The organism is Mojavia sp. (assembly GCF_059505145.1).
Window position 1 is genome coordinate 77,759 of record NZ_JCACKA010000066.1, and the last position, 22,445, is coordinate 100,203.

Sequence of the window (22,445 nt, forward strand, 5' to 3'; positions counted from 1 at the left end):
ACTATTTTCTCAAAACAAGCATATCAGGGTGAGGCATGAGATAGAAATAAGCGCTTGAGCGCTTATTTCTATTTAATTATCGGACTGCGTTACTCAAACGACTGTTAGCGTTGCTGCGTTCAGACTCAATCTGTCTTACCAAATCCGCTGGTAGTTGGGATCTTTTAGCCAAAGCTGTGTCAAAGTTAGCGATCGCTTCCTGAATCAGTTGTCGGCTGTTTTCTCTTCTACCTTGTGCGTGAAGAATTTGAGCTTTGAGATAATACAACTCTGGGTTATCCGATGCTGATTTTAAAGCACGGTTGGCATAATCAAGTGCCTGGGAGTAATTTTTTAAGTCTCGATAGGCAAGGGCAATACCCCGATCCACTAGATATTGAGGCGCAGCATTTTTTTCCAACCGTTGAATTGCCTCATCTGGATTAGCAAAAGGTAAATTCACGGCCAGTAACAAATCCATATAGCCCTTAATTAAGTTAAGTTCAGGATCGTTGGCAGAAATCGCTTCTGCTTTGTCTAAATGTTGATAAACTTGCCGTAGTCGACTTAAGGCTTTTGGCGCACCGCCTGCACCCTCACGGCTAATAATTGCACCACCCTCTAAGAAATTTCCTACTGCTACATATAAATTGCCGCGCAATGGATCGCTAGAAATCAGCTTTTGTCCGGTTTCTAAGGTTCTCTTGCTGTATGTGTCTAGTGTAGAGAAATCCTTATTAACATATGCTAAGGATGCCCTCATTGCATAAGCTAGAGGTTCATTTGGCTCACTGGATAGCGCTTCTTGTAAGTAGCTTTCTGCCACTCGATAGTTACCTTGTTGGAAAACTGCTTTAAAAGCTGCTTCTGTTTTGTCACCAATTTCACGAGGTTTGGTAGTACGAAACGGATCTCCAGCTAGAGAAGGAAGAATTGATAGATGAAATGCGATCGCGGTTGCAAAAGTCGCCTGAGCAAAACGACTCACTCTAGCAAACACAATTGGTTGAGGAGCAGAAAACCATTTAGTCATTGTAACCCTCAGAATAATTGCGGTTGTAATAGTTGTTTGTGTTACTTAGAATGCAAAAAATGTTTAATCTTAACGTGCGCCTGTTTCAGCAAGCATGATTTATAAGATCGACTTCCGTAATTATTCTAGGTTCCCATGCTGGTTGTAGCCATGGCTCATACGATAGGCTTTTGGATTAAAAGCTTTCACCACAAAGCTGCTCTGGTATAACAGCGAAGTCTGCCACAATAGAAAGAAGTACCTGAAGTGGGGCTTTTGTAGTTAGTGTCGGATATTTGCCAAGAAAAATTCGTCACTTTCAGAAAGGATAGATGATTATTGCTGTTAGATTAAGGTTTTAAGGCAGGTTATGCGCTATGTAAAATTTTTAGAGTTTTCCAGTTGCTCTTAGTGTAGTTCAGCGTAGTGATCAGTTATTCGCCAACTTTTTGGTAATCTTTACAAATGCTCTATCTCAGAAATCTGATTTATCACCCCACAGCCTGCCCAACAGCGATTCTTAAAACAATCAACCTGGAATTAGCACCTCAACAGCTGGGTTTGATTATTGGCCCAAGTGGTTCTGGTAAAAGTACCTTATTAGAAATTTTGTCTGGACTAGCCGAACCTACATCAGGCGCAGTTTTTTGGCGTGAACAAGAACTTATATCTGAACAGCTGCAACAATTAGCTGGGCTGGTGTTTCAGTTTCCTGAACGGCATTTTTGCGGCGGTACAATTTTAGAAGAATTGCGTTTAGGGCATCCAGAACTAGGGATAGAGCGAGTAAGACAGGCACTAGGTGAAGTAGGATTAGATCATTTATCGCTGTCAGCTGCACCCTATGCTTTAAGTGGTGGTCAACAACGGCGTTTAGCTTTGGCAGTACAGTTAATTCGCCAACCAAATTTATTATTGCTGGACGAACCAACAGCAGGTTTAGACTGGTCGATGCGTCGTCAGTTGATCAGTTTATTGGCGAAGTTGAAACAAGATTGGACACTGTTAGTAGTTACACACGATGCTGGGGATATGTTGGCGATCGCAGATAGTTGCTGGACGCTCAACCATGGTGAACTAGAATCAGTTGACCCAACAACACTGGAAGCCACAATTAAAGAACCCCTACCTGCGGCGTGAGATCACGGAGTTGGGGATGCGGGGAAACTCCTTGTGTCCTCAGCATAGTTACCTTATTTTCAAGCTAGAACTCCATGGGCGATCGCCCACAATAAAGGCATGAATTTTCATGCCCAATGTCCAATGCCCAATGTTTAATGCCCAATGACTAACTTATTGCCTGAAATGGCAGAAATATGGCAGCAAACTCTCAATTGGCAACCAGCTGCTCAACAACAGTTGCAATTCCAGCAACTTTACGAGTTAATTTTAGAAGGTAACCGCCACCTCAATTTAACTCGCATCACCGACCCCCAAGAATTTTGGGAAAAACATCTGTGGGATTCTCTGCGGGGAATTGCGCCTCAGGGAAGATTTATCTCTTCTCTACAAGAAGGTGCATCTGTAATTGATATTGGTACTGGTGCGGGTTTTCCTGGCATTCCAGTAGCGATCGCTGTACCAAATTGCACAATTACTCTTTTAGATTCAACCCGAAAAAAAATTACTTTTTTGGATAAAATATTAACCGAACTTTCCCTGAGCAATGCCAAAACTCTGATTGGTAGAGCTGAAGAAACAGGCCAGCAATGCCAGCATCGACAAAGTTACGATATTGCCTTAATCCGCGCTGTTGGGCCAGCCTCCGTCTGTGCGGAATATGCTTTACCATTGCTCAACCTGGGTGGTTTAGCCATAATTTACCGTGGTAATTGGACAGAAGAAGAAACTACAACTTTACATAATGCAGTTGAACACTTAGGTGGCGTTGTAGAATCAATTGAACAATTTACTACTCCTTTAAGTACAAGTATCCGTCACTGCTTGTACTTACGTAAGATAGCAACCACGCCAGCTAATTTCCCCCGTGCTGTTGGAATACCTACTCAAAAGCCACTTTGACCTCTGAGCTAGCTGTTCTTGCGTAGAATTAGGTTGCGAACGCAATTGGGCAAGATTAAATATACAGATGTAGACAAGTGTTCTAGATCAGGAAAAAGGAATTAGTTAATCTCAAGACAAAGGCTTGTGTGTTATTTAGTCTAGACGCGATTACCAAGCAATCGAGCGTACTCATTTTTGATAATCGAATAACATTCACAAGATGTACCTTCCAAATCTCCCCTATTCAGGATGGTAATTTCTCCACGCCTGTAGCTAATCATTCCGCCTCGGCTGAGAGTGCCGAACCCGTTCGGCCTTCGTGTAGCGTGTCCGCGCTGGCAAGTATGTTATGCCGTTGTGAAATTAATACCTTGGGAAGAAGTCCATCTTGGCCCTAAAATTCTACACGGGGAAGCAATTAAGTGCGCCCGTAATTTACTGTGTCATAAGAGGAGTTTTTTGTGGACTTATCCCGTATACCTGCCCAACCAAAACCGGGTTTAATCAACGTTCTGATTGAAATTCCAGGCGGGAGTAAAAATAAATACGAATACGACAAAGACTTGCAAGCTTTTGCCCTAGATCGGGTACTTTATTCTTCGGTACAATATCCATATGACTACGGTTTTGTGCCCAATACTTTAGCCGATGATGGCGATCCTTTAGATGGTATGGTTATCGTCGATGAGCCAACCTTTCCAGGCTGTGTAATTGCTGCGCGACCGATTGGCTTGCTAGAGATGATTGATGGGGGCGATCGCGATGAAAAGATTCTTTGCGTTCCTGACAAAGATCCGCGCTACGCTCAAATAAAATCTCTGAAAGACCTACCATCACACCGCTTGGATGAAATTGCTGAATTTTTCCGCACTTATAAAAATCTGGAAAAAAAAGTAACTGAAATTCTCGGTTGGCAGGATGTTGACCAAGTTAATGCTTTGGTAGAAAAATCCATCAAAGCTGTTAAAGGATAATTGATCATGAGAGTAGGGAATTGAGCATCGGGTTAATTACTAATACTTGGTGTTCAATTCCCAATTCTCAGTTAGTAATTTAAAGTTGAATTATCTACTTTGGCACAAACTAGCTAAAATCCTAGTCACCAAAGTTGAAGAACCAGGAAATAATAATTTTTACTGGTTACGAAACACAAAAATTGCCACAGAATCCCTAAATGCAATGCAGCGTACTCTCCTTTTGGCAAAAATTCACAACTGTACTCTCACAGGGGCAAACATCAACTATGTAGGTAGTATCAGCATAGATAAAGTTCTGTTGCAAAAGTCTGGCATCTTACCCTATGAACAGGTACAAGTAGTGAATAATGCTAATGGCGAGCGCTTCATTACTTATGCAATACCTGCTCCAGCCAATTCAGGAGTAATCGAGCTAAATGGAGCTGCGGCACGTCTAGGCATTATAGGTGATCGCTTGATTATAATGGCTTACGGGCAGTTCACTCCGGAAGAGTTGCAAAATTACTCGCCTACGGTCGTCATTGTAGACGAAAAAAACCGACTGTTGGAAGTGCGGCACTACGATGACCTGCTCAGTAAGGTCTAGACTTCAAAGAATAATGTCAAATTTTGAACTGTCGGCTTCCCAAAGCTATTTAACCGAGAAGCAAACTACTGTACTAAGTGGTTCAGCAGAACAATTGCTCGTGCAATTTTGGGGTGTTAGGGGTTTAATTCCTACTCCAGATAGCAGCACCCATAGTTATGGTGGGAATACTGCTTGTGTAGAAATGCTTGTAGGAGGGAAACACTTAATTTTTGATGGGGGTACTGGCTTACGTATATTGGGTAAAGCTTGGCAAAAATTGCAACAGCCAGTAGAAGCCCACTTATTTTTTACTAACTCCCAATCAAATCGCATTCAAGGGTTTCCTTTTTTTGCTCCTGCGTTTATTGCAAAAAATTGCTTTCATATCTACGGCACAGCTGCCTCTAATAGTGCCTCAATCAAACAATGCCTACATGACCAGATGCTTCAACCGCACTTTCCTTACCCTTTACAGGTAATGCAGTCGGAATTGCATTTTCACAATCTAACTCCAGGTAGCGAGGTCAAACTAGATGATGTCATAATTAACACAGCAGTAATTAATCAAACTCAGCGCTCAGTAGGCTATCGAGTTACTTGGCAGGATTATAGCGTTGCCTACGTTACAGATTTGCACAAGAATGCCGAACCATTAGAGCAAGAACGAATTTTACAGTTTATTAATGGCGTGAATTTACTAATTGCCAATGCTACATACACTCCTCCCACTGCTCACAACCATGACTCATCTGATTTGCAGTGGCAAACTGCTGTCAATTTAGCTAATAGCGGTGGTGTACAAAGCTTGGTCATATCTCACCATCACCCAGATGATGATGATGATTTTCTTGATCAAATGCAAAACAAAGTTAAATCTGCATATCCTAAAGCGCTGTTAGCCCGTGAAGGTCTAACATTAGCTATTGGTAAGTAATTTTCAAATTTTTAGCTTATACCGCCACCTTCTGTATCAACCATAAATGTTCTTTTTGTGAAGGGTGAAAGTCCTTTTTCAAAGCATCTATTGCGTTGAATAATACTTTGTACAAGAACTTATCTTTGGTAATCCAAAACTCGATTAACTCCTGCCACACTTTTCTATCTAACAATTTTTTGTCTTGATACAGCAATATAGCTAAACCTAAATTCAGGAAAAATAAAATTAAAATATGAGCTATAAACATACCTACTAGACGCAGCAGGTAGTTACTAGTTTTATCTTGCAATACATCAAATAAAACTGTTTTGTGTTCGAGTTCTTCTACTGCGTGCCATTCAAAAAGCTGCTTTAATTGTGGTTCAGCTTCGGCAAATAAATCAACTTCTAAAACAAATTCAGCCATTAAAGTAGTCAAATGTTCAATTCCTACACTAATAGCTAAATTTAAATTCGTACTCATTCGGCGTTCCAGAATATTAAAAAAAATCATCTGTAGCCAATTGAGATAAGTATCAAATTTATAACCTAAAGATTTTAAGTTATGCCAAAATTTTATATGCTGAACCGAATGTTGACCTTCTTGCAATATAAAAGCTTGGGCTTGTTGTTTTAGTTGAGGATTTCCAATAAATTTGATTCTTTTTTTGGCATTGCGAATTAGATATTTTTCAATATCAGGAACGCCAAGGGTGAAGCTATTAAATAAGTGCGTTTTGAAAATACTTTGTTTAAACCAGTATCTTTCAAAAGATTGAGAAAAATCAAGATTTAATTGCCGGACTTTGATGTTATCCATCTGGGTTAATCTTCTCAACTAAAAACTTAGAGAGAATTCCACACTAACCACAATAATAATTTTACAACTTAAACTGGTTGAAAAACTGCTTCAGAAACAGAATTTACTACTTGAGCGAGTTCTTGAAGTTTTGCTGCTACTGCACCACTGGTTAATAATTCTTCTACTTTGGCTATACCCGATCGCATATCTGGGCAAATGCCACTACGCCAAAGGTAAAAACCTCCATTCCATAAGGCTGTTTGCTTCAGTTCTTCAGAGTGACCAGCTAAAACTGCTTGCATTTCGGTAAACAGTTCTTCAGTAGCGCCAAGGGGGACGTTCTTAGTAGTAAATCCATATTCACGAGGTACGAGGTGCAACCGTTCTAGATCCCCAGAGGCTTCAGGTGCTGATAAGGCAATGATAGCAGTGCGATCGCGTGGTAACTCGCAACTACCTTCCAAGCCCTTGATTAATGTAAATTTTGTTACATTTTGCCGCGCCAATGTTTCCTGAAATAGCGTTTCCGTTGGAGGATGGACAAACCCAGCAATAATGTGAGCATCCCCAGCATAAGGACACCAAATTAGCTCCATTGTCGCCAAGGGTGGACGCTTACCTAATTGGTCGCGGTAATCCCAAATACTTTGGGTTAAGGGAAAATGTTTAGGCGTATAAACAAAGCCAATTCCTGTTTGCTCAAAAACCTGCTGAGTTTTTGCTAGTGGCAAGTTAGTCCAATCGACCCCTAACCCTTGCCAAATCTCTACCAAGGGCAGTCCGTACTTTGTCGGTAGGCGATCGCCACCGTGCATGATTACTGGTTGACCTACACAAGCCAGTAGTAAAGCTATGATCGGACTAATTGGTGCGGTGCGCGTTCTGCCATCGTAAGGTATTCCCAAAACTATCACTGACCGTGCAGAAGCAATAGGTTGAAGCTTTGGCCCTAATTCATTGTAAGCATCTAACATCCCTGCTAACTCTTCTCCTGTGGGACGCTTGATGCGGTGGGCAATTAAAAATGCTCCTATTTGGGCTGGTGTTGCTTCACCTAGCAACATCATTTTGGTAGCCGTGGACGCTTCAGGACGAGTTAAGTTTTCTGCTGTGTGGTTACCACTGCCTACCTTTTGCACGAATTGCCTAAATACGTTGCTCATAACAGTAATTAATTATTGGTCATTACTCATTAGTCATAGTAATTACTTATTAGCCAATCTGGGAAATATACATTTTTGACTAGAAACTCATCAGGCTTACGAAGCCGATCGCTGCTGGCGTATTTGCGGTGGAATACTTTCTCGCACCAGTTGCCAAAAGTGCTTGATGGGGGGTATTTGGAGGCGATCGCCAGTTGTCACCATAACTACTCGACGAGTCAAGCTAGAACTATCAGGCAAAGTACCAGAAATATTACTGGCTAAAGGGCGCACTGCCAGAGTGGGGTCGTGTCGTGCTTCAATTAATGCTGAGTGAGGTAGCAAAGCGATGAGTTCGCCTTGGCGCACCACTCCCCGGAAAGCATCTAAGGTGTTAACCTCTAAAGCAGCTTGGAGTGTGACTTCTATGCGCTCAAATCTATCTTGGATTAAGCGTTGCATCCCATAACCATCTTTAAACACCACTTGCGGATAACGAATTAGCTCAGGCCAAGGAATACATTCGTATTGAGCTAGTGGATGTTTGGCTGCGGTGAGAACTTCTATCGGTTCGTCATAGAGTACTTCTACCACCATTTCTCTGCCAGTAGTCAAAAAGCGATTATTCATCACAATCGCTAGATCTACTAATCCATCTTTGAGAACTTTTAAAGCGCGATCGCTACCCAATGAGGTTACCCGCAGTTGTACATCTGGATAATCGCGGCAAAATTGTTGTAGCACTGGTGGTAAATATGAGCCGCACATTGAATGAATGGCTGCAATGCACAATTCTGGCTGCTTTCCTGCAATTAAATCTGTTAATTCATCTGTAGCAGTTTGCCACTCTTGGCAAATTTTGCGAACACGAGGCAGCAAACGTTCGCCTCCCAGCGTCAGTTTGGCGTGAGTTGTTCGATGAAACAGTTCTATCCCCAAATCTGCTTCTAATGCTTGGATTTGGCGACTAATTGTCGATTGAGTAACACCGCATTTCCGCGCTGCTTGTTGAAAGCTGCCTGTTTCCGCGATCGCAAGAAAGGCTTGCAACTGCTCTAGTCGCATTTTTTCGTAGCCTGAATTACATTTAGAGATTTCATTAACTTAACGGTTTTTTCTCCTAAATTTGGTACAGTTTGTTACCAGGAATTTTCTTTACAATATTTTAATTTAAATTTTTCGGATTAGTATTTTACGGTTTTACTCGTCCATAGTCGCCTTTGCGTCAGATTACTAGCAAATTCTCCTCTCAAAAAATTTGATTATTTTCTTTTGCTGTATCTAAATACCAAAATGAAAATTTCTGGTTCATCACATTTTGGGGCAACGCAATTCGTAATTCGTAATTTGGTTACCATTCCGCCAGGGCGATCGCTACTCCTTGTTGCAAATCTGGTGTGAGTGCGGCATCATTCGCTAGCTGCTGTAATTGTTGATGTGCGACTTCAGGCGCTAGATTCTTAAGTGCAGCGATCGCATGTAGTCTTACCTGTGCATCTGGATCTGCCAATAGCAAAATCAATGGTTCAATCGCCTGCAATCTGCCTAACTGCCCTAAAGACAAAGCGATCGCGCTTTTGATGTTGGTTATTTCTGTAGCTGGATGCTTTGATTCCAGCATTTCCAGCAAAATTTCTGTGGCTATGATGCTTAACTGCGGCTGTTGTACTCGCCCTAGAACTGTGACTATTTCCTGCCACAGTGTTTCTAGCGAGCTTTGATTCAGCGCTTGTTGCAGATATTCCAAACTGGAAGAATTCCCTAACCAGCTAAGGGCACGAGTTATCTCTAATTGCAGCTTCAGCGATGTCTGAGGTGAGATCAGCACTTGGAATAAGTGTTGGGCAGCTTCGTCACAAGCCATCCGGGAAAGGGCAATTGCTGCTGCACAAGCAACGTCTTCATTTAAGTCATGCAGTCTAGGTTGCAATCTTGCGACTAAATCGAGTGTTTCGCATAAGTCAGGACGAAAACCTAAACCCTGCACTGCGGCGCGTCGGACTGTAGCAGCCACATCATTCAAAGCGTTGATCAATATGGGTGGTACACGTTCATCATGAAAACTGCTGAGGGATTCAATTGCTGCAACCCTAACTGTGGCTTGGGAATCTTGTACCACACTCAACAGCGGTACAATCGTTTCTGTTCGCCGGATGTAAGAGAGCGATCGCACTGCTAAAAGTCGTGTATCTTCCTCTATTAAGAGTTCGGAGAGTGCCGCGATAGCCAGAGTATCCATTTGCCCTAATGCGGCAGCGGCCATTTCCTTCAATTCTTGATTTTCGGCGCTTTTCAATAATTGCACCAAAGGAGCGATCGCATTTGGATGCTGAAACTCGCCCAATATTCGCACCGCATACCAGCGTACTTCTTCCTCTGCGTCTTCATCTTCTAATATCTCAATTAGCCGAGGAATAGCAACATTACCCAATTGAATCAAAACCTTGGCAATGTCCCAGCGTTGCTGAAAATCTCCCATATCTAAAATCGAGAGTGCTAATTCCAGGAGATATTCTCGATTTTTCACTATTTCTGGATTTGTAGAGTCTTCTTTTAGAATCATCTGCTGTAAATATTGCATCAGCGATGACCAATCAGCTGCATCATGTGCTGCCTGTGCCTGCACCAAAAGCTGGTTGATATTATTCACGATTCGTAGAATCCCCTATTCTGCTAGTTTATATTTTTTCAATGGCGGCTCAATAAAAACTCTGCGTACCTTTGCGTTTAAAAACGTTCTACTCATATTTGCTTCACTACAACAGAATTGCCCTCAATTTTAGCGGCATAAGTTTTTAATGGTTCTGTAGCTGGGCCTTTTTGCACTTTACCATCAACTCCAAATTCTGAACCATGACAGGGACAAGAGAATTTTTTTGCTTGTTCTTGCCATGTCACTATGCAACCTGCATGAGCGCAGGTGGGGTTAACAGCAATTATATTTTCAGTTTTAGATGTACCAATTACCAGCACAGCTCCAACAGGTGAGTTTTTCTCCAACAATTGGCCAGTCTTATCTAAATCCGTGGAAGTGCCTACTTTTTGCCAATCCCCAGATACTGAAGACGTCGGTGCATTTGTTTGGGAAGAACAAGCGGCAATTGCTACAGGCAAAGAACTCGCTATCCAACCTAAACCTACCCAATTAATGAAATCACGACGTTTCATGGCTGTTGCAATTATGTCTAGGTTTTAACTAACATACGCCATCTTCAAGAATTTTTGAATTCAAATTAGCTGCGATCCGCGCAATCGCTCTTACTCATGAGGCTTGCGCCCCTAAATAGCCATACTAAGTGCAGAAAACGCATCAGAATAATACGTTTTTGGCAATTTTATCAAAATTTCGTAGCTATTTATACGATTTTAGCTAAATTACCACTTTAACCTTAAGAGTATGTAAATCGTTACACTTTCAGTACCAGAACAACCTTTACACCTTTACCAAATGGAAGCACGCAAAGATTGTTCCTGAAGCCATAATTCAAGTAACAAAATATACACTTAATGAGAATTAACCCCGTATATCCGGGAATTGCTGAAACTACGAGTCAATTGATAGTGGGCAATGAGTAGAGTATGGCGAAAACAATTCTACCATTCAAAAACCCTCAAAAGCTCAAAATAGCAAGTTTTGAAATTTTAATGCGATAGACGATTAGCTTATAGAGATTTTTCGAGATTAACAATTTGCAATGAGAGTCAACTCATGACAGATACAGCAACTACCACCACAGCTAGCCTCAACAAGTTTGAGAAATTTAAGGCAGAAAAAGATGGACTTACCGTCAAAAGCGAGATAGAGAAATTTGCTGCCCTTGGTTGGGAAGCAATGGATGAAACAGACCGTGACCATCGGCTCAAGTGGGTGGGTGTATTTTTTCGCCCAGTTACGCCTGGTAAGTTTATGATGCGGTTGCGGTTACCTAACGGTATCCTCACGAGTGATCAGATGCGTGTGTTAGCGGAAGTCGTACAGCGTTACGGTGACGATGGCAGCGCCGATATTACCACGAGGCAGAATATCCAATTACGGGGGATCAGGATTGAAGACTTACCGGATATTTTTAATAAATTTAGCGCTGTAGGTTTAACCAGTGTTCAGTCAGGGATGGATAACATCCGCAATATCACAGGTGATCCAGTGGCGGGGTTAGATGCGGATGAATTGTTCGACACGCGAGAGTTAGTGCAGCAAATTCAGGATATGCTCACTAACAAAGGAGAAGGGAACGCAGAGTTTACCAACCTCCCCCGCAAATTTAACATTGCAATTACTGGTGGAAGAGACAATTCAGTTCACGCCGAAATTAACGACTTGGCTTTTGTACCAGCGTTTAAGCAAGGGAATGGGCAAGAATTTTCTCAATCCCCGACATTCGGATTTAACGTCCTGGTAGGTGGCTTTTTCTCAGCCAAACGCTGTGAGGCGGCGATTCCTTTAAATGCTTGGGTAGCACCTGAAGATGTGGTTGCTTTATGTAAAGCCATTTTAGAAGTTTTTCGTGACCACGGCTTACGCGCTAACCGACAAAAATCTCGCCTGATGTGGTTGATTGACGACTGGGGTTTAGATAAATTCCGTTTAGAGGTAGAAAACCGTTTGGGTAAGTCATTGTTACCCGCAGCGCCAAAAGACGAAATCGACTGGGAAAAACGCGACCACATTGGTGTATATAAACAGAAGCAACCAGAATTAAACTACGTAGGCTTCAATATCCCTGTTGGTCGTTTGTATGCCGAGGATATGTTTGAAATTTCCCGCCTGGCAACAGTTTACGGTAACAGTGAAATCCGGCTCACGGTTGAGCAGAACGTAATTATCCCCAATATTCCTGACTCACGTTTAGCCACATTTTTAACTGAGCCATTGCTAGAAAGGTTTGCTGTTAACCCTGGTTTACTGACGCGATCGCTAGTTTCTTGCACAGGCGCACAATTTTGCAACTTTGCCCTCATCGAAACCAAAAACCGCGCTTTGGCAATGATTCAAGCCTTGGAAGCAGAGTTAATCCTAACTCGCACGGTACGTATTCACTGGACTGGGTGTCCTAACTCCTGTGGACAGCCACAAGTAGCCGACATCGGCTTGATGGGAACTAAAACTCGCAAAAATGGCAAAACCTTGGAAGGAGTTGATATCTACATGGGCGGTAAAGTCGGTAAAGATGCTCATTTGGGAACTTGCGTCACCAAAGGCATACCTTGCGAAGACTTACAGCCAGTCTTACAAGATTTACTCATCCAACACTTCGGGGCGAAACTCAAGCAAGAAGCCTTAGTTACTCATTAGACCTGTCTTGAAAAGAAGGCAGAATGACAGGAGGCAGAGGGCAGAAGGAAGGAAAAAGTTTTCATCCTTAGTTTCAATCTCAGATTATAAACTCTCTGCGCCTCTGCGACTCTGCGTGAAACTTAAAATTCTTGCTTTCCAAATATTCCTGCAAGAAGTCTATTAAATGAGTGCCGAGTGGATAAAAAGCAACAACCAACAACAGCAACAACCAACAACTAAGTAACTAACAACTAAAGGAAAAATGGCAAATCTTTCGCGTAGAAAATTTATTTTCACCACCAGTGCTGCGGCTGCTGCTTCTATCTTGGCTCATGGTTGCTCCTCTAATAATTCCAATTCAGCCACAACAGGTGGACAAGCACCTTCGGCTGCCTCAGCTGCCAACGTCTCTACAGCAGCTAACGCACCGAAAGTAGAAACAACCAAAGCAAAGCTAGGATTTATCCCTCTAACTGACGCTGCACCACTAATTATTGCTAAAGAAAAGGGCTTTTTTGCCAAATACGGCATGGCTGATGTTGAGGTCATCAAGCAAAAATCTTGGCCTGTCACCCGCGATAACCTGAAAATTGGTTCAGCTGGCGATGGGATTGATGGCGCACACATCCTCAGCCCCATGCCTTATTTAATGACTATCAACGATAAAGTGCCCATGTATCTTTTGGCACGGTTAAATACCAACGGTCAGGCGATCTCTGTAGCTAATAAATTGAAAGATTTGAAAGTTGGCTTAGAGAGTAAGGGGTTGAAAGAGGCAGCTGAAAAAGCCAAAGCTGATAAACAATCCATGAAAGTTGCCATGACTTTCCCTGGTGGTACTCATGATTTGTGGATGCGCTATTGGCTAGCGGCTGGCGGGATTAATCCCGATCAAGATGTGGTTTTAGAACCTGTACCACCACCACAAATGGTGGCGAATATGAAAGTTGGTACAGTCGATGCCTTTTGTGTGGGAGAACCCTGGAATGCTCAATTGGTTAGCCAAAAGTTAGGTTATACAGCTTTAGTTACAGGCGAGTTGTGGAAAGACCATCCAGAAAAAGCCTTTGCTATGCGTAAAGATTGGGTTGATAAAAATCCCAACGCTACCCAAGCACTTTTGATGGCAGTTCTAGAAGCTCAACAGTGGTGCGATAAGCCAGAAAACAAAGAGGAGATGTGCAAAATCTGCTCTGACCGCAAATACTTTAACGTTGCTGCCGCAGATATTTTAGAAAGGTCTAAGGGCAATATTGACTACGGCGATGGACGCACGCAACAAAACTTCGCCAATAGTATGAAGTACTGGGCTAATAACGCTTCCTATCCTTACAAGAGCCACGATACTTGGTTTTTAACAGAAGAGATTCGCTGGGGTTATTTGCCAAAAGATACCAAAGTTAAAGAAATCGTCAATCAAGTAAACAAAGAAGACCTTTGGAAACAAGCAGCGAAAGCAATTAATGTACCTGCTTCTGAGATTCCTAGTAGTACTTCTCGTGGGGTTGAGACTTTCTTTGATGGTGTCAAATTTGACCCAGAAAAACCAGAAGAATATCTCAATAGTTTGAAAATTAAAAAAGTTTAATGATAGCTGCGATCGCTGCTTTTTGGCCCAACTAGAGTACAACAGGAGAAAGTAAAAAAATGACAGCTATTGTAGGCAGCCGTATTAACAGAAAAAAGTCTCAAAATGCTATCAGTAAATTATTTTGGCAAAAGATTGCGCCGCCACTAGCAGCATTAGCTATTTTTCTAGTGATTTGGCAATTACTTTGTTTAAACCCTAACTTTAAATTACCTGGGCCAATAGAAACAATTACTGAAACTTGGAATCCTTTTATCATTCAGCCATTTTTTGATAATGGTGAAAGTGATAAAGGCTTGGGTTGGCAAATACTTAGTAGTTTAGGAAGAGTAGGTTTGGGATTTTCCCTATCGGCAATTGTGGGAATTGCCTTGGGAATTGTCATCGGCGCAAATTCATTACTCTTTAATGCTGTAGATCCCCTATTTCAAGTATTACGAACTGTACCGCCTCTAGCATGGCTACCCATCTCACTGGCAGCATTCCAACAGGCTAATCCTTCAGCGATTTTTGTCATTTTCATTACATCTATTTGGCCAATTATTATCAACACCACAGTAGGTGTACAACAAATTCCTCAAGACTACGTTAATGTTGCTAGGGTGTTACGTCTCAAAGGCGTAAAGTATTTCTTTAAAATAGTGTTTCCCGCCACTGTTCCTTATATCTTCACAGGCTTACGCATTGGTATTGGTTTATCTTGGTTAGCAATTGTTGCCGCGGAAATGTTAGTTGGTGGTGTAGGTATTGGTTCGTTTATTTGGGATGCCTACAACACTACTACAGAAACAAACATGAGCGAGATTATTTTAGCCCTCGTCTACGTTGGTTTAGTTGGCTTGCTGTTAGATAGAATGGTAGCTTTTATCGCTAGCAAAGTTGTAGCAGAACAGAAGTAATGAGAGGGCAGAGGGCAGAAGTATGAAGCTTTAGTCCTGCAAATAAGAAATGACGAATGACCAAGGACTAATAACAAATGACTACTTTTGTAGAAGTTGACCATGTTGACCGTGTATTTGAACTACCAAATGGTGGCAAATATATTGCTCTTAAAAATATTGAATTGAAAATCCAACAAGGGGAATTTGTTTCTCTAATTGGACATTCTGGTTGCGGTAAATCTACCTTGCTCAATATCATTGCAGGTTTAGATAGAGCCAGTATTGGCGGTGTAACTTTGGAAGGGCGAGAAGTTAAAGAACCAAGTCCAGATAGGATGGTAGTGTTTCAAAACTACTCGTTGCTTCCCTGGTTAACAGTACGGGAAAACATCGCTCTGGCCGTGGATGAAGTCTATAAGGATCAGCCCAAGGGTAAACGTCGCTTAATTGTCGAAGAACATATCGACATGGTAGGACTGCGCCTTGCAGCTAATAAACGTCCGAGCGAGTTATCTGGGGGGATGAAGCAACGGGTAGCGATCGCCCGCGCCTTGGCTACCCGTCCCAAGTTGTTACTGCTAGACGAACCCTTTGGGGCGTTAGACGCCTTAACACGCGGTAGTTTGCAAGAACAACTGATGAAAATCTGCAACGAACATAACGTTACCTGCGTGATGGTGACACACGATGTCGATGAAGCGCTATTGTTGAGCGATCGCATCGTTATGCTCACCAATGGCCCAGAAGCACACATCGGGCAAATTCTAGAAGTCCCGATCCCCCGCCCTAGACAGCGCCTAGAAGTAGTAAATCATCCCAGCTATTACAATCTGCGGAACGAAATGATTTACTTCCTCAACCAGCAAAAACAGGCTAAGAAACGCAAAGCTGCACAGACTCAAGCACCAATCGTTGTATCCCGCAATGGCTTAGAAAAAGTCAATCTAGACATTGGCTTTTTACCCCTGACTGATGCCGCACCGTTAATCGTTGCTCAAGAAAAAGGCTTCTTTGCTCAGTACGGCTTAGAACAAGTCACCCTCAGCCGCGAAACTAGTTGGAAGGAAATCGCTAAAGGTGTGGGTACTGGCAGATTAGATGCAGCCCAGATGGTCGCTGGAATGCCTCTTGCCCTCACTTTAGGTGCTGGTGGTAAACCGTCGATTCCTGTAGTCAACGCCTTAAATCTTTCCCGCAACGCTAACGCCATCACCTTAAGCAAAAGATTGTATAGTCAAGGCGTGAGAAACCTGGCTGACTTAAAAACAGCAATTAATGCCTCTCCCGACCAAATTCTGACTTTGGGAATCGTACATCCCACATCAATGCAGAACTTAATCCTGCGTTACTGGCTGGCCGCTGGTGGGATCGATCCTGATAGAGATGTCAGTCTGACGGTAATCCCACCAACAGAAATGGTTTCCCAACTTAAAGCCGGAAATATTGACGGTTACTGTGCTGGAGAACCCTGGAACTACCTTGCTGTTCATGAAGATATCGGTTTTGTTGCTGCTACCGCCCTAGAAATTTGGTCAGGACAGCCGAAAAAAGTTTTGGGAGTGCGGGAAGAGTGGGCGCAGCAGTACCCAGAAACTTATCTTGCTTTGGTAAAAGCACTGTTAGAAGCCTGCAAATACTGCGACGACTTCCGCAATCGAGAAGAAATTCTGGAATTAATCTGCCGCCCTGAGTACTTGAATACCAATCCTGCATACGTCCGTCCTGGTTTTATCGATCCTTACGATCGCGGCAACGGTACAGAACCCCAGGAACTAGCAAGATACAACCAGTTTTATCTCAATCAAACCAACTATCCCAACCGCACCGAACTTTTGTGGATGGTGACTCAGCTAGCACGTTGGGGTTTAGTAACCTTCCCCAAAAATTGGGTGGAGGTAATTGACAGAGTTTGCCGCACGGACGTTTTTGGTGCTGCTGCACGCGACCTCGGCATCCTCGATATCGGACAGGACAACCCCATTCATTTATTTGATGGTAAAGTTTTTAACCCTTCAAATCCCATAGAGTACCTCAACAGCTTGGAAATCAAACGACAAATCCGTATTGAAGAAGTATTTATTTAGTCAAGAGTCAAGGGTCAAGAGTAATTAATTATCCTCCTCATCTTCCTCTCTCTGCGTGAGGAAATTATAAATTCATCGAACAAAGCAAAAAAACATCATGCAAACAGCAAAAAGAACAAACACCCAACTCAACCAACTACAAACACAAAAAGCAGAAAATTTTCTGGTGATTGAAGGCGTCAGCAAAATTTACCCCACTCCCGAAGGCCCTTACACGGTATTGGATGGCGTTGACCTAAAAGTTCGTGAAGGTGAATTTGTTTGCATAATTGGTCATTCTGGTTGTGGTAAATCAACCCTACTCAACATGATTTCCGGGTTCAACACCCCTACTGATGGTGTAGTTCTCCTGCAAGACCAGCCGATCACCGAACCAGGCCCAGACCGGATGATGGTATTCCAAAACTACTGTCTTTTGCCTTGGTTGAGTGTCTTTGACAACGTTTACTTGGCTGTTGATTCGGTGTTTCCGAAAAAAACTCAGGCAGAAAAAAGAGCGATCGTTAGAGAACATTTGGCAATGGTGGGGCTAACAGAAGCCGCAGATAAAAAACCGAGTCAGATTTCTGGGGGGATGAAGCAGCGAGTTGCGATCGCCCGCGCCCTCTCTATCCGTCCGCAAGTTCTGATTCTTGATGAACCCTTCGGTGCATTAGATGCGATCACTAAAGAAGAATTACAAGAAGAACTACTGCAAATCTGGCGCGATCATCAAGTCACCGTACTCATGATTACGCATGACATTGATGAGGCACTTTTCTTAGCCGATAGAGTTGTGATGATGACTAACGGGCCTGCTGCTCAAATTGGTGAAATCTTAGATATTCCTTTCTCCCGCCCCCGCAATCGTCGCCGCATCATGGAAGACCCGGAATACTATAACTTGCGGAACTATGCCCTAGACTTCTTGTATCGCCGTTACGCTCACGATGATGAGTAAAAACAATTAGCAAAATTCTTTGGCATCTATCTTTGAAAGTATGAATTTTAACGCATAGCTATGATGCCGTTTTTACATTCATATCATCAAAATGTGATTGCAGATACAAATAAACTTGCTAGGTAATTTTAGTTTAGTATTAACAACAACTTACGCACTCCCTAAAATTTTTCTAATTAGGGAGTATGAATTTCAGCTTTAGAGTTAGCACAAATATCAAGAAATATCTGATCTGCTGAGGGTAATTACTTAATTACCCCTGTATTTTTCCATGCAGTTTTTTGACTGAGGAAGGTTTGAATGCTCAAAGGATTATTTTCATTCAGGGATCGCTATCGTATATTGCATCAGACTTGGTTTGCCTTTTTTCTCACCTTTGTCTGTTGGTTTAATTTTGCTCCCTTTGCGACCACTATTGGCAAGCAACTAGATTTAGCACCTGAGCAAATTAAAACTTTGGGCATTTGTAACCTTGCCCTCACAATTCCAGCACGGCTAATTATCGGTATGCTTCTGGATCGCTTTGGCCCCAGAATTACATACTCAATACTGTTAATGTTCGCTGCCGTTCCTTGTTTAGCTACGGCGTTTTCGCAAGACTTTAACCAACTAGTGATCAGCCGCCTACTGATGGGGATTGTTGGTTCTGGGTTCGTTGTGGGTATCCGCATGGTAGCTGAATGGTTCCCTCCAAAAGAGATGGGAAGTGCCCAAGGTATTTATGGCGGTTGGGGTAATTTTGGGGCTTTTGGTGCAGAGTTTGCCCTACCAATGATTGCCGTTGCTACTAGCTTTTTGGCTGGTGGTGCTTCCAATTGGCGGTTGGCGATCGCCCTTACAGGTATCATTGCTGCTATATACGGTGTAATTTATTACAATACAGCCCAAGATACACCTGCTGGCAAAGTCTACAATAAACCCAAGAAAAATGGCGCTTTGGAAGTAACTAGCGTTAAAAGCTTTTGGGCAATGATTCTCTCAAATTTTGGTTTGATTTTTGCCTTAGGTTTGTTGGCTTGGCGCTTAGAACAGAAGAATATTCACTTTCTTAATCAAACCCAAATGTATTTGGCTTGGGTGTTGTTAGCAGGATTGTTTGCTTACCAAACTTACAAAGCTTATCAAGTTAACAAAGAATTACTAATTGGCAAGAAAACTTACGCGCCTGCACAGCGTTATCAGTTTGGTCAAGTTGCTTTACTCGAATTCACTTACGTAACTAATTTTGGTAGTGAGTTAGCAGCCGTTTCTATGCTACCTGCCTTCTTTGAAAAAACCTTTGGTTTAGAGCATGTAGTAGCAGGAATGATCGCCGCTACTTATCCCTTTTTAAACTTAGTTTCTCGCCCCAGCGGTGGCTTAATTTCGGATAAATTTGGCTCACGTAAGTGGACAATGACAATTATCAGCGCTGGCATTGGTATTGGCTATTTAATAATACATTTTATTAACAGTAGCTGGCCAATTCCTTTAGCGATCGCAGCGACTATGTTTGCTGCTTACTTTGCCCAAGCTGGCTGCGGTGCAACCTACGGTATTGTACCTCTAATTAAAAAAGAAGCTACCGGGCAAATCGCCGGCAATGTTGGAGCTTACGGTAATTTCGGTGGCGTAATTTATCTGACAATTTTCAGCTTAACTGATGCATCAACACTCTTTAGCACAATGGGTATAGCAGCTATAATTTGCGCTTTCATGTGTGGTTTCTTCCTCAAAGAACCAAAAGGTTCATTTGCATCTGGTGATGAAGTTGAATCCCAAGAAACAGAAGTCAATCGATCTTCTTTATTAGTAGAAGAATAAGCGAAAACTAAGATGAAGAGTATTTTATTCTTCATCTTATACTTATGTATTTAGTAAATCAGCAGTAGCTTATAAAAATGTGTTTGTTTATTATTTATATATAAAGAACAAAATAATCACATAAAGAATACTCATAATTTTGCAAAATTGAAATCATTAATTACAGCAACTTTTGATCTACAACCTGCTACTTAAACATTTAAACAATTGGCGAATACGGTGTACCTGCCATGAGCGAATTTACCAAAACTTTATGTCCTTACTGTGGTGTTGGATGTGGACTCGAAGTTTCACCCCCAGCCCAACACGGCAAAGCGACTCATCGTGATAGTCAAGGAACTCCAATTTGGCGGGTGCGGGGAGACAAAGCCCATCCATCAAGCCAGGGTATGGTTTGTGTCAAAGGTGCGACGATCGCTGAGTCTTTGGATAAGAACAGACTACATTACCCAATGGTGCGGGACTCTTTAGATCAGGAGTTCCGGCGCGCCAGTTGGGATGAAGCTTTTGATATCATCACCAAACGTATTCAAACAGTGCGCTTCACCCAAGGGCCAGAAGCTATATGTATGTATGGTTCTGGTCAATTTCAAACTGAGGATTATTACATCGCCCAGAAACTGATGAAAGGATGTCTGGGTAGCAATAATTTTGATGCCAATTCTCGTTTATGTATGTCTAGCGCTGTAGCTGGGTACATTCAAAGCTTTGGCGCAGATGGCCCTCCCTGTTGCTACGATGATTTAGAGTTAACCGACTGTGCATTTTTAATTGGTACGAATACCGCTGAGTGTCACCCGATTGTTTTCAATCGCTTGGCGAAGTACCACAAAAAAAATCGTAAAGTCAAAATGATTGTGGTTGATCCCCGGCGCACACCAACCGCAGAAGCCGCTGATTTACATTTAGCTATTCGTCCTGGTACAGATATCGACTTATTAAACGGTATTGCTCACTTGTTGATGCGCTGGAACTACATTGATGTCGGATTCATTGACGACTGTACCAACAACTTTCCTGCTTATGCTGAAGTTATTCGCCACTATGCCCCGAATGTAGTAGCTTATCGATGTGGGATAAGTATTGCAGATTTAGAAACAGCGGCTCGCTACTGGGGGCAATCTCAGCGGGTACTGTCTTTATGGTCGATGGGTGTGAATCAATCAAGCGAAGGTACGGCTAAGGTCAGAACTATTATTAACCTGCACTTGATGACCGGACAGATTGGTAAGCCTGGGGCGGGGCCTTTTTCGCTGACAGGACAGCCAAATGCTATGGGAGGGAGGGAAGCTGGAGGTTTAGCGCACTTATTACCTGGTTATCGCTTGGTAAAAAATCCCCAGCACCGTGCAGAAGTTGAAGATTTTTGGGGACTGAAGCGGGGGCAGATTTCACCCAATCCCGGTCTGACGGCTTGGGATATGATTACTGGGTTGGAAAATGGCGCAGTGGGTTTACTGTGGATTGCTGCTACCAACCCAGCTGTCAGTATGCCAGATTTAGAGCGGACGAAGAAGGCGTTGTTGCGATCGCCCTTCACTGTCTACCAAGATGCTTATTACCCGACAGAAACCGCTGCTTATGCTCACGTCTTGCTACCTGCTGCTCAGTGGGGCGAGAAAACTGGGGTAATGACCAATTCGGAACGCACAGTTACCCTGTGTCAAGCATTCCGCCAACCACCAAGAGAAGCGAAACCAGATTGGGAAATTTTCGCCGAAGTAGGGCGCAGATTAGGCTTTGTCAAAGAATTTGCTTTTGCTAACTCTGCTGAAGTCTATGCTGAATTTGTCCAACTAACTCGCCACCGTCCCTGCGAGATGACGGGTATTAGTCATGAGCAATTACAAGCACAAGGCCCCACGCAATGGCCTCATCCAGAAAAGGACGCGGGGCCATTTCCCTTCTCCGTATATCCTAAGTATGGTAAGCGCCTCTACACCGATTTACGCTTTCATACTCCTGATGGTCGTGCGCGGTTTGGGGCGTATCACTCACGAGGGCTGGCAGAACCACCAGACCCGGATTATCCCTTTGTGCTGACCAATGGGCGACTTTACGGACACTGGCATACCCAAACTCGTACTGGTCGAATTGATAAAATTCGACAAATGCATCCCGAACCGTTTATTGAGATTCATCCTCGTGATGCTGCTTTTTTAGGGATTACAGATAACCACTGGCTCGAAGTGCGATCGCGTCGGGGTAAAGCTAAGTTCCCGGCAAAAGTCACAAAAGCGATCGCCCCTGGTACGGTGTTTGTTCCTATGCATTGGGGGGCGTTGTGGGCAAATGATGCTGAAGCTAATGCTCTCACCCATCCAGAATCTTGCCCCGATTCATTGCAACCAGAATTAAAAGCTTGTGCAGTGCAGGTAATGCCAATTTCTGTGGAAGTTCCACACAAAAATTATCAACTTCAGTCCTCGCAATGGTAAGCTGCTACATATACCATTAAATAAGTAATTGGTAAT

The 22,445-nt window shown here is 42.8% G+C and carries 19 protein-coding genes; 12 read left to right on the plus strand and 7 right to left on the minus strand.

The annotated features are described in order from the left end of the window. Positions 1-76: 76 nt before the first annotated feature. The gene (locus AC5JL8_RS15865) at positions 77-1,012 is read right to left on the minus strand and encodes a Sll0314/Alr1548 family TPR repeat-containing protein (protein ID WP_495880123.1); all 936 of its coding nucleotides are present in this window, start codon (positions 1,010-1,012) and stop codon (positions 77-79) included. A gap of 444 nt (positions 1,013-1,456) precedes the next feature. Between AC5JL8_RS15865 and AC5JL8_RS15870 the strand changes: the two genes are divergently transcribed. After that, positions 1,457-2,131 (plus strand): ABC transporter ATP-binding protein, encoded by a 675-nt coding sequence (locus AC5JL8_RS15870; protein ID WP_495880124.1) that lies wholly within the window; start codon positions 1,457-1,459, stop codon positions 2,129-2,131. Positions 2,132-2,275: 144 nt separating this feature from the next. Further along, positions 2,276-3,013: a 16S rRNA (guanine(527)-N(7))-methyltransferase RsmG gene (gene rsmG / locus AC5JL8_RS15875; RefSeq protein WP_495880125.1), complete on the plus strand. Its 738-nt coding sequence runs from the start codon at positions 2,276-2,278 to the stop codon at positions 3,011-3,013. A 140-nt stretch (positions 3,014-3,153) separates the two neighbouring features. On the opposite strand, the gene AC5JL8_RS15880 is transcribed toward rsmG, so the two are convergent. After that, a complete protein-coding gene (locus AC5JL8_RS15880) occupies positions 3,154-3,276 on the minus strand; it encodes a hypothetical protein (RefSeq protein ID WP_495880126.1) in 123 nt (40 codons plus the stop codon). A 180-nt stretch (positions 3,277-3,456) separates the two neighbouring features. On the opposite strand from AC5JL8_RS15880, the gene AC5JL8_RS15885 reads away from it, so the two are divergent. The 3 genes from AC5JL8_RS15885 (at position 3,457) to AC5JL8_RS15895 (ending at position 5,474) form a co-directional block, all read left to right on the plus strand. Continuing rightward, positions 3,457-3,969: an inorganic diphosphatase gene (locus tag AC5JL8_RS15885; protein ID WP_495880127.1), complete on the plus strand. Its 513-nt coding sequence runs from the start codon at positions 3,457-3,459 to the stop codon at positions 3,967-3,969. A 205-nt stretch (positions 3,970-4,174) separates the two neighbouring features. Then, positions 4,175-4,558 carry an aspartate 1-decarboxylase gene (gene panD / locus AC5JL8_RS15890; RefSeq protein ID WP_495880488.1) on the plus strand — a complete coding sequence of 128 codons (384 nt, stop codon included), beginning with the start codon at positions 4,175-4,177 and terminating at the stop codon, positions 4,556-4,558. A gap of 13 nt (positions 4,559-4,571) precedes the next feature. Next, positions 4,572-5,474, plus strand: a complete 903-nt coding sequence (locus tag AC5JL8_RS15895) for an MBL fold metallo-hydrolase (protein WP_495880128.1) — start codon at positions 4,572-4,574, stop codon at positions 5,472-5,474. Positions 5,475-5,490: 16 nt separating this feature from the next. Here the strand turns inward: AC5JL8_RS15895 and AC5JL8_RS15900 are convergent, their stop codons facing one another. From AC5JL8_RS15900 to AC5JL8_RS15920, 5 genes are all read right to left on the minus strand, one after another. Then, entirely contained in the window at positions 5,491-6,276 is a 786-nt protein-coding gene (locus AC5JL8_RS15900; RefSeq protein WP_495880129.1) for a metal-dependent hydrolase, read from the minus strand. A 68-nt stretch (positions 6,277-6,344) separates the two neighbouring features. Beyond that, positions 6,345-7,421: an anthranilate phosphoribosyltransferase family protein gene (locus tag AC5JL8_RS15905; RefSeq protein ID WP_495880130.1), complete on the minus strand. Its 1,077-nt coding sequence runs from the start codon at positions 7,419-7,421 to the stop codon at positions 6,345-6,347. A 96-nt stretch (positions 7,422-7,517) separates the two neighbouring features. Continuing rightward, positions 7,518-8,465, minus strand: coding sequence for a LysR family transcriptional regulator (locus AC5JL8_RS15910; RefSeq protein WP_495880131.1), 948 nt, complete (start codon positions 8,463-8,465; stop codon positions 7,518-7,520). A 286-nt stretch (positions 8,466-8,751) separates the two neighbouring features. Next, complete coding sequence (locus tag AC5JL8_RS15915; RefSeq protein WP_495880489.1) at positions 8,752-10,053, minus strand: HEAT repeat domain-containing protein; 1,302 nt, start codon at positions 10,051-10,053, stop codon at positions 8,752-8,754. 89 nt (positions 10,054-10,142) lie between these two features. Next, complete coding sequence (locus AC5JL8_RS15920) at positions 10,143-10,568, minus strand: QcrA and Rieske domain-containing protein (RefSeq protein WP_495880132.1); 426 nt, start codon at positions 10,566-10,568, stop codon at positions 10,143-10,145. A gap of 541 nt (positions 10,569-11,109) precedes the next feature. Here AC5JL8_RS15920 and AC5JL8_RS15925 point away from each other — a divergent pair. From AC5JL8_RS15925 to AC5JL8_RS15955, 7 genes are all read left to right on the plus strand, one after another. Further along, positions 11,110-12,693 carry a ferredoxin--nitrite reductase gene (locus tag AC5JL8_RS15925; RefSeq protein ID WP_495880133.1) on the plus strand — a complete coding sequence of 528 codons (1,584 nt, stop codon included), beginning with the start codon at positions 11,110-11,112 and terminating at the stop codon, positions 12,691-12,693. A gap of 244 nt (positions 12,694-12,937) precedes the next feature. Further along, complete coding sequence (locus tag AC5JL8_RS15930; protein ID WP_495880134.1) at positions 12,938-14,263, plus strand: CmpA/NrtA family ABC transporter substrate-binding protein; 1,326 nt, start codon at positions 12,938-12,940, stop codon at positions 14,261-14,263. Positions 14,264-14,322: 59 nt separating this feature from the next. Beyond that, a complete protein-coding gene (gene ntrB, locus AC5JL8_RS15935) occupies positions 14,323-15,162 on the plus strand; it encodes a nitrate ABC transporter permease (RefSeq protein ID WP_495880135.1) in 840 nt (279 codons plus the stop codon). Between the two features lie 77 nt (positions 15,163-15,239). After that, positions 15,240-17,228, plus strand: a complete 1,989-nt coding sequence (locus AC5JL8_RS15940) for an ABC transporter ATP-binding/substrate-binding protein (protein ID WP_495880136.1) — start codon at positions 15,240-15,242, stop codon at positions 17,226-17,228. Between the two features lie 97 nt (positions 17,229-17,325). Beyond that, positions 17,326-18,168 (plus strand): nitrate ABC transporter ATP-binding protein, encoded by an 843-nt coding sequence (locus AC5JL8_RS15945; RefSeq protein ID WP_495880137.1) that lies wholly within the window; start codon positions 17,326-17,328, stop codon positions 18,166-18,168. 300 nt (positions 18,169-18,468) lie between these two features. Continuing rightward, complete coding sequence (locus AC5JL8_RS15950; RefSeq protein WP_495880138.1) at positions 18,469-19,971, plus strand: NarK family nitrate/nitrite MFS transporter; 1,503 nt, start codon at positions 18,469-18,471, stop codon at positions 19,969-19,971. 230 nt (positions 19,972-20,201) lie between these two features. Further along, positions 20,202-22,409 carry a molybdopterin oxidoreductase family protein gene (locus AC5JL8_RS15955; RefSeq protein WP_495880139.1) on the plus strand — a complete coding sequence of 736 codons (2,208 nt, stop codon included), beginning with the start codon at positions 20,202-20,204 and terminating at the stop codon, positions 22,407-22,409. Positions 22,410-22,445: the final 36 nt, after the last annotated feature.

Excerpts from the sequence above, each read along its gene's own strand:
- AC5JL8_RS15920 (WP_495880132.1), bottom strand. The coding sequence starts at position 10,568 with ATGAAACGTCGTGATTTCATTAATTGGGTAGGTTTAGGTTGGATAGCG.
- AC5JL8_RS15950 (WP_495880138.1), top strand. The coding sequence starts at position 18,469 with ATGCTCAAAGGATTATTTTCATTCAGGGATCGCTATCGTATATTGCAT.
- AC5JL8_RS15880 (WP_495880126.1), bottom strand. The coding sequence starts at position 3,276 with ATGATTAGCTACAGGCGTGGAGAAATTACCATCCTGAATAGGGGAGAT.
- AC5JL8_RS15865 (WP_495880123.1), bottom strand. The coding sequence starts at position 1,012 with ATGACTAAATGGTTTTCTGCTCCTCAACCAATTGTGTTTGCTAGAGTG.
- AC5JL8_RS15955 (WP_495880139.1), top strand. The coding sequence starts at position 20,202 with ATGAGCGAATTTACCAAAACTTTATGTCCTTACTGTGGTGTTGGATGT.
- AC5JL8_RS15930 (WP_495880134.1), top strand. The coding sequence starts at position 12,938 with ATGGCAAATCTTTCGCGTAGAAAATTTATTTTCACCACCAGTGCTGCG.
- AC5JL8_RS15900 (WP_495880129.1), bottom strand. The coding sequence starts at position 6,276 with ATGGATAACATCAAAGTCCGGCAATTAAATCTTGATTTTTCTCAATCT.
- AC5JL8_RS15870 (WP_495880124.1), top strand. The coding sequence starts at position 1,457 with ATGCTCTATCTCAGAAATCTGATTTATCACCCCACAGCCTGCCCAACA.
- panD (WP_495880488.1), top strand. The coding sequence starts at position 4,175 with ATGCAGCGTACTCTCCTTTTGGCAAAAATTCACAACTGTACTCTCACA.
- AC5JL8_RS15940 (WP_495880136.1), top strand. The coding sequence starts at position 15,240 with ATGACTACTTTTGTAGAAGTTGACCATGTTGACCGTGTATTTGAACTA.
- ntrB (WP_495880135.1), top strand. The coding sequence starts at position 14,323 with ATGACAGCTATTGTAGGCAGCCGTATTAACAGAAAAAAGTCTCAAAAT.
- AC5JL8_RS15925 (WP_495880133.1), top strand. The coding sequence starts at position 11,110 with ATGACAGATACAGCAACTACCACCACAGCTAGCCTCAACAAGTTTGAG.
- AC5JL8_RS15910 (WP_495880131.1), bottom strand. The coding sequence starts at position 8,465 with ATGCGACTAGAGCAGTTGCAAGCCTTTCTTGCGATCGCGGAAACAGGC.
- AC5JL8_RS15945 (WP_495880137.1), top strand. The coding sequence starts at position 17,326 with ATGCAAACAGCAAAAAGAACAAACACCCAACTCAACCAACTACAAACA.
- AC5JL8_RS15905 (WP_495880130.1), bottom strand. The coding sequence starts at position 7,421 with ATGAGCAACGTATTTAGGCAATTCGTGCAAAAGGTAGGCAGTGGTAAC.
- rsmG (WP_495880125.1), top strand. The coding sequence starts at position 2,276 with ATGACTAACTTATTGCCTGAAATGGCAGAAATATGGCAGCAAACTCTC.
- AC5JL8_RS15895 (WP_495880128.1), top strand. The coding sequence starts at position 4,572 with ATGTCAAATTTTGAACTGTCGGCTTCCCAAAGCTATTTAACCGAGAAG.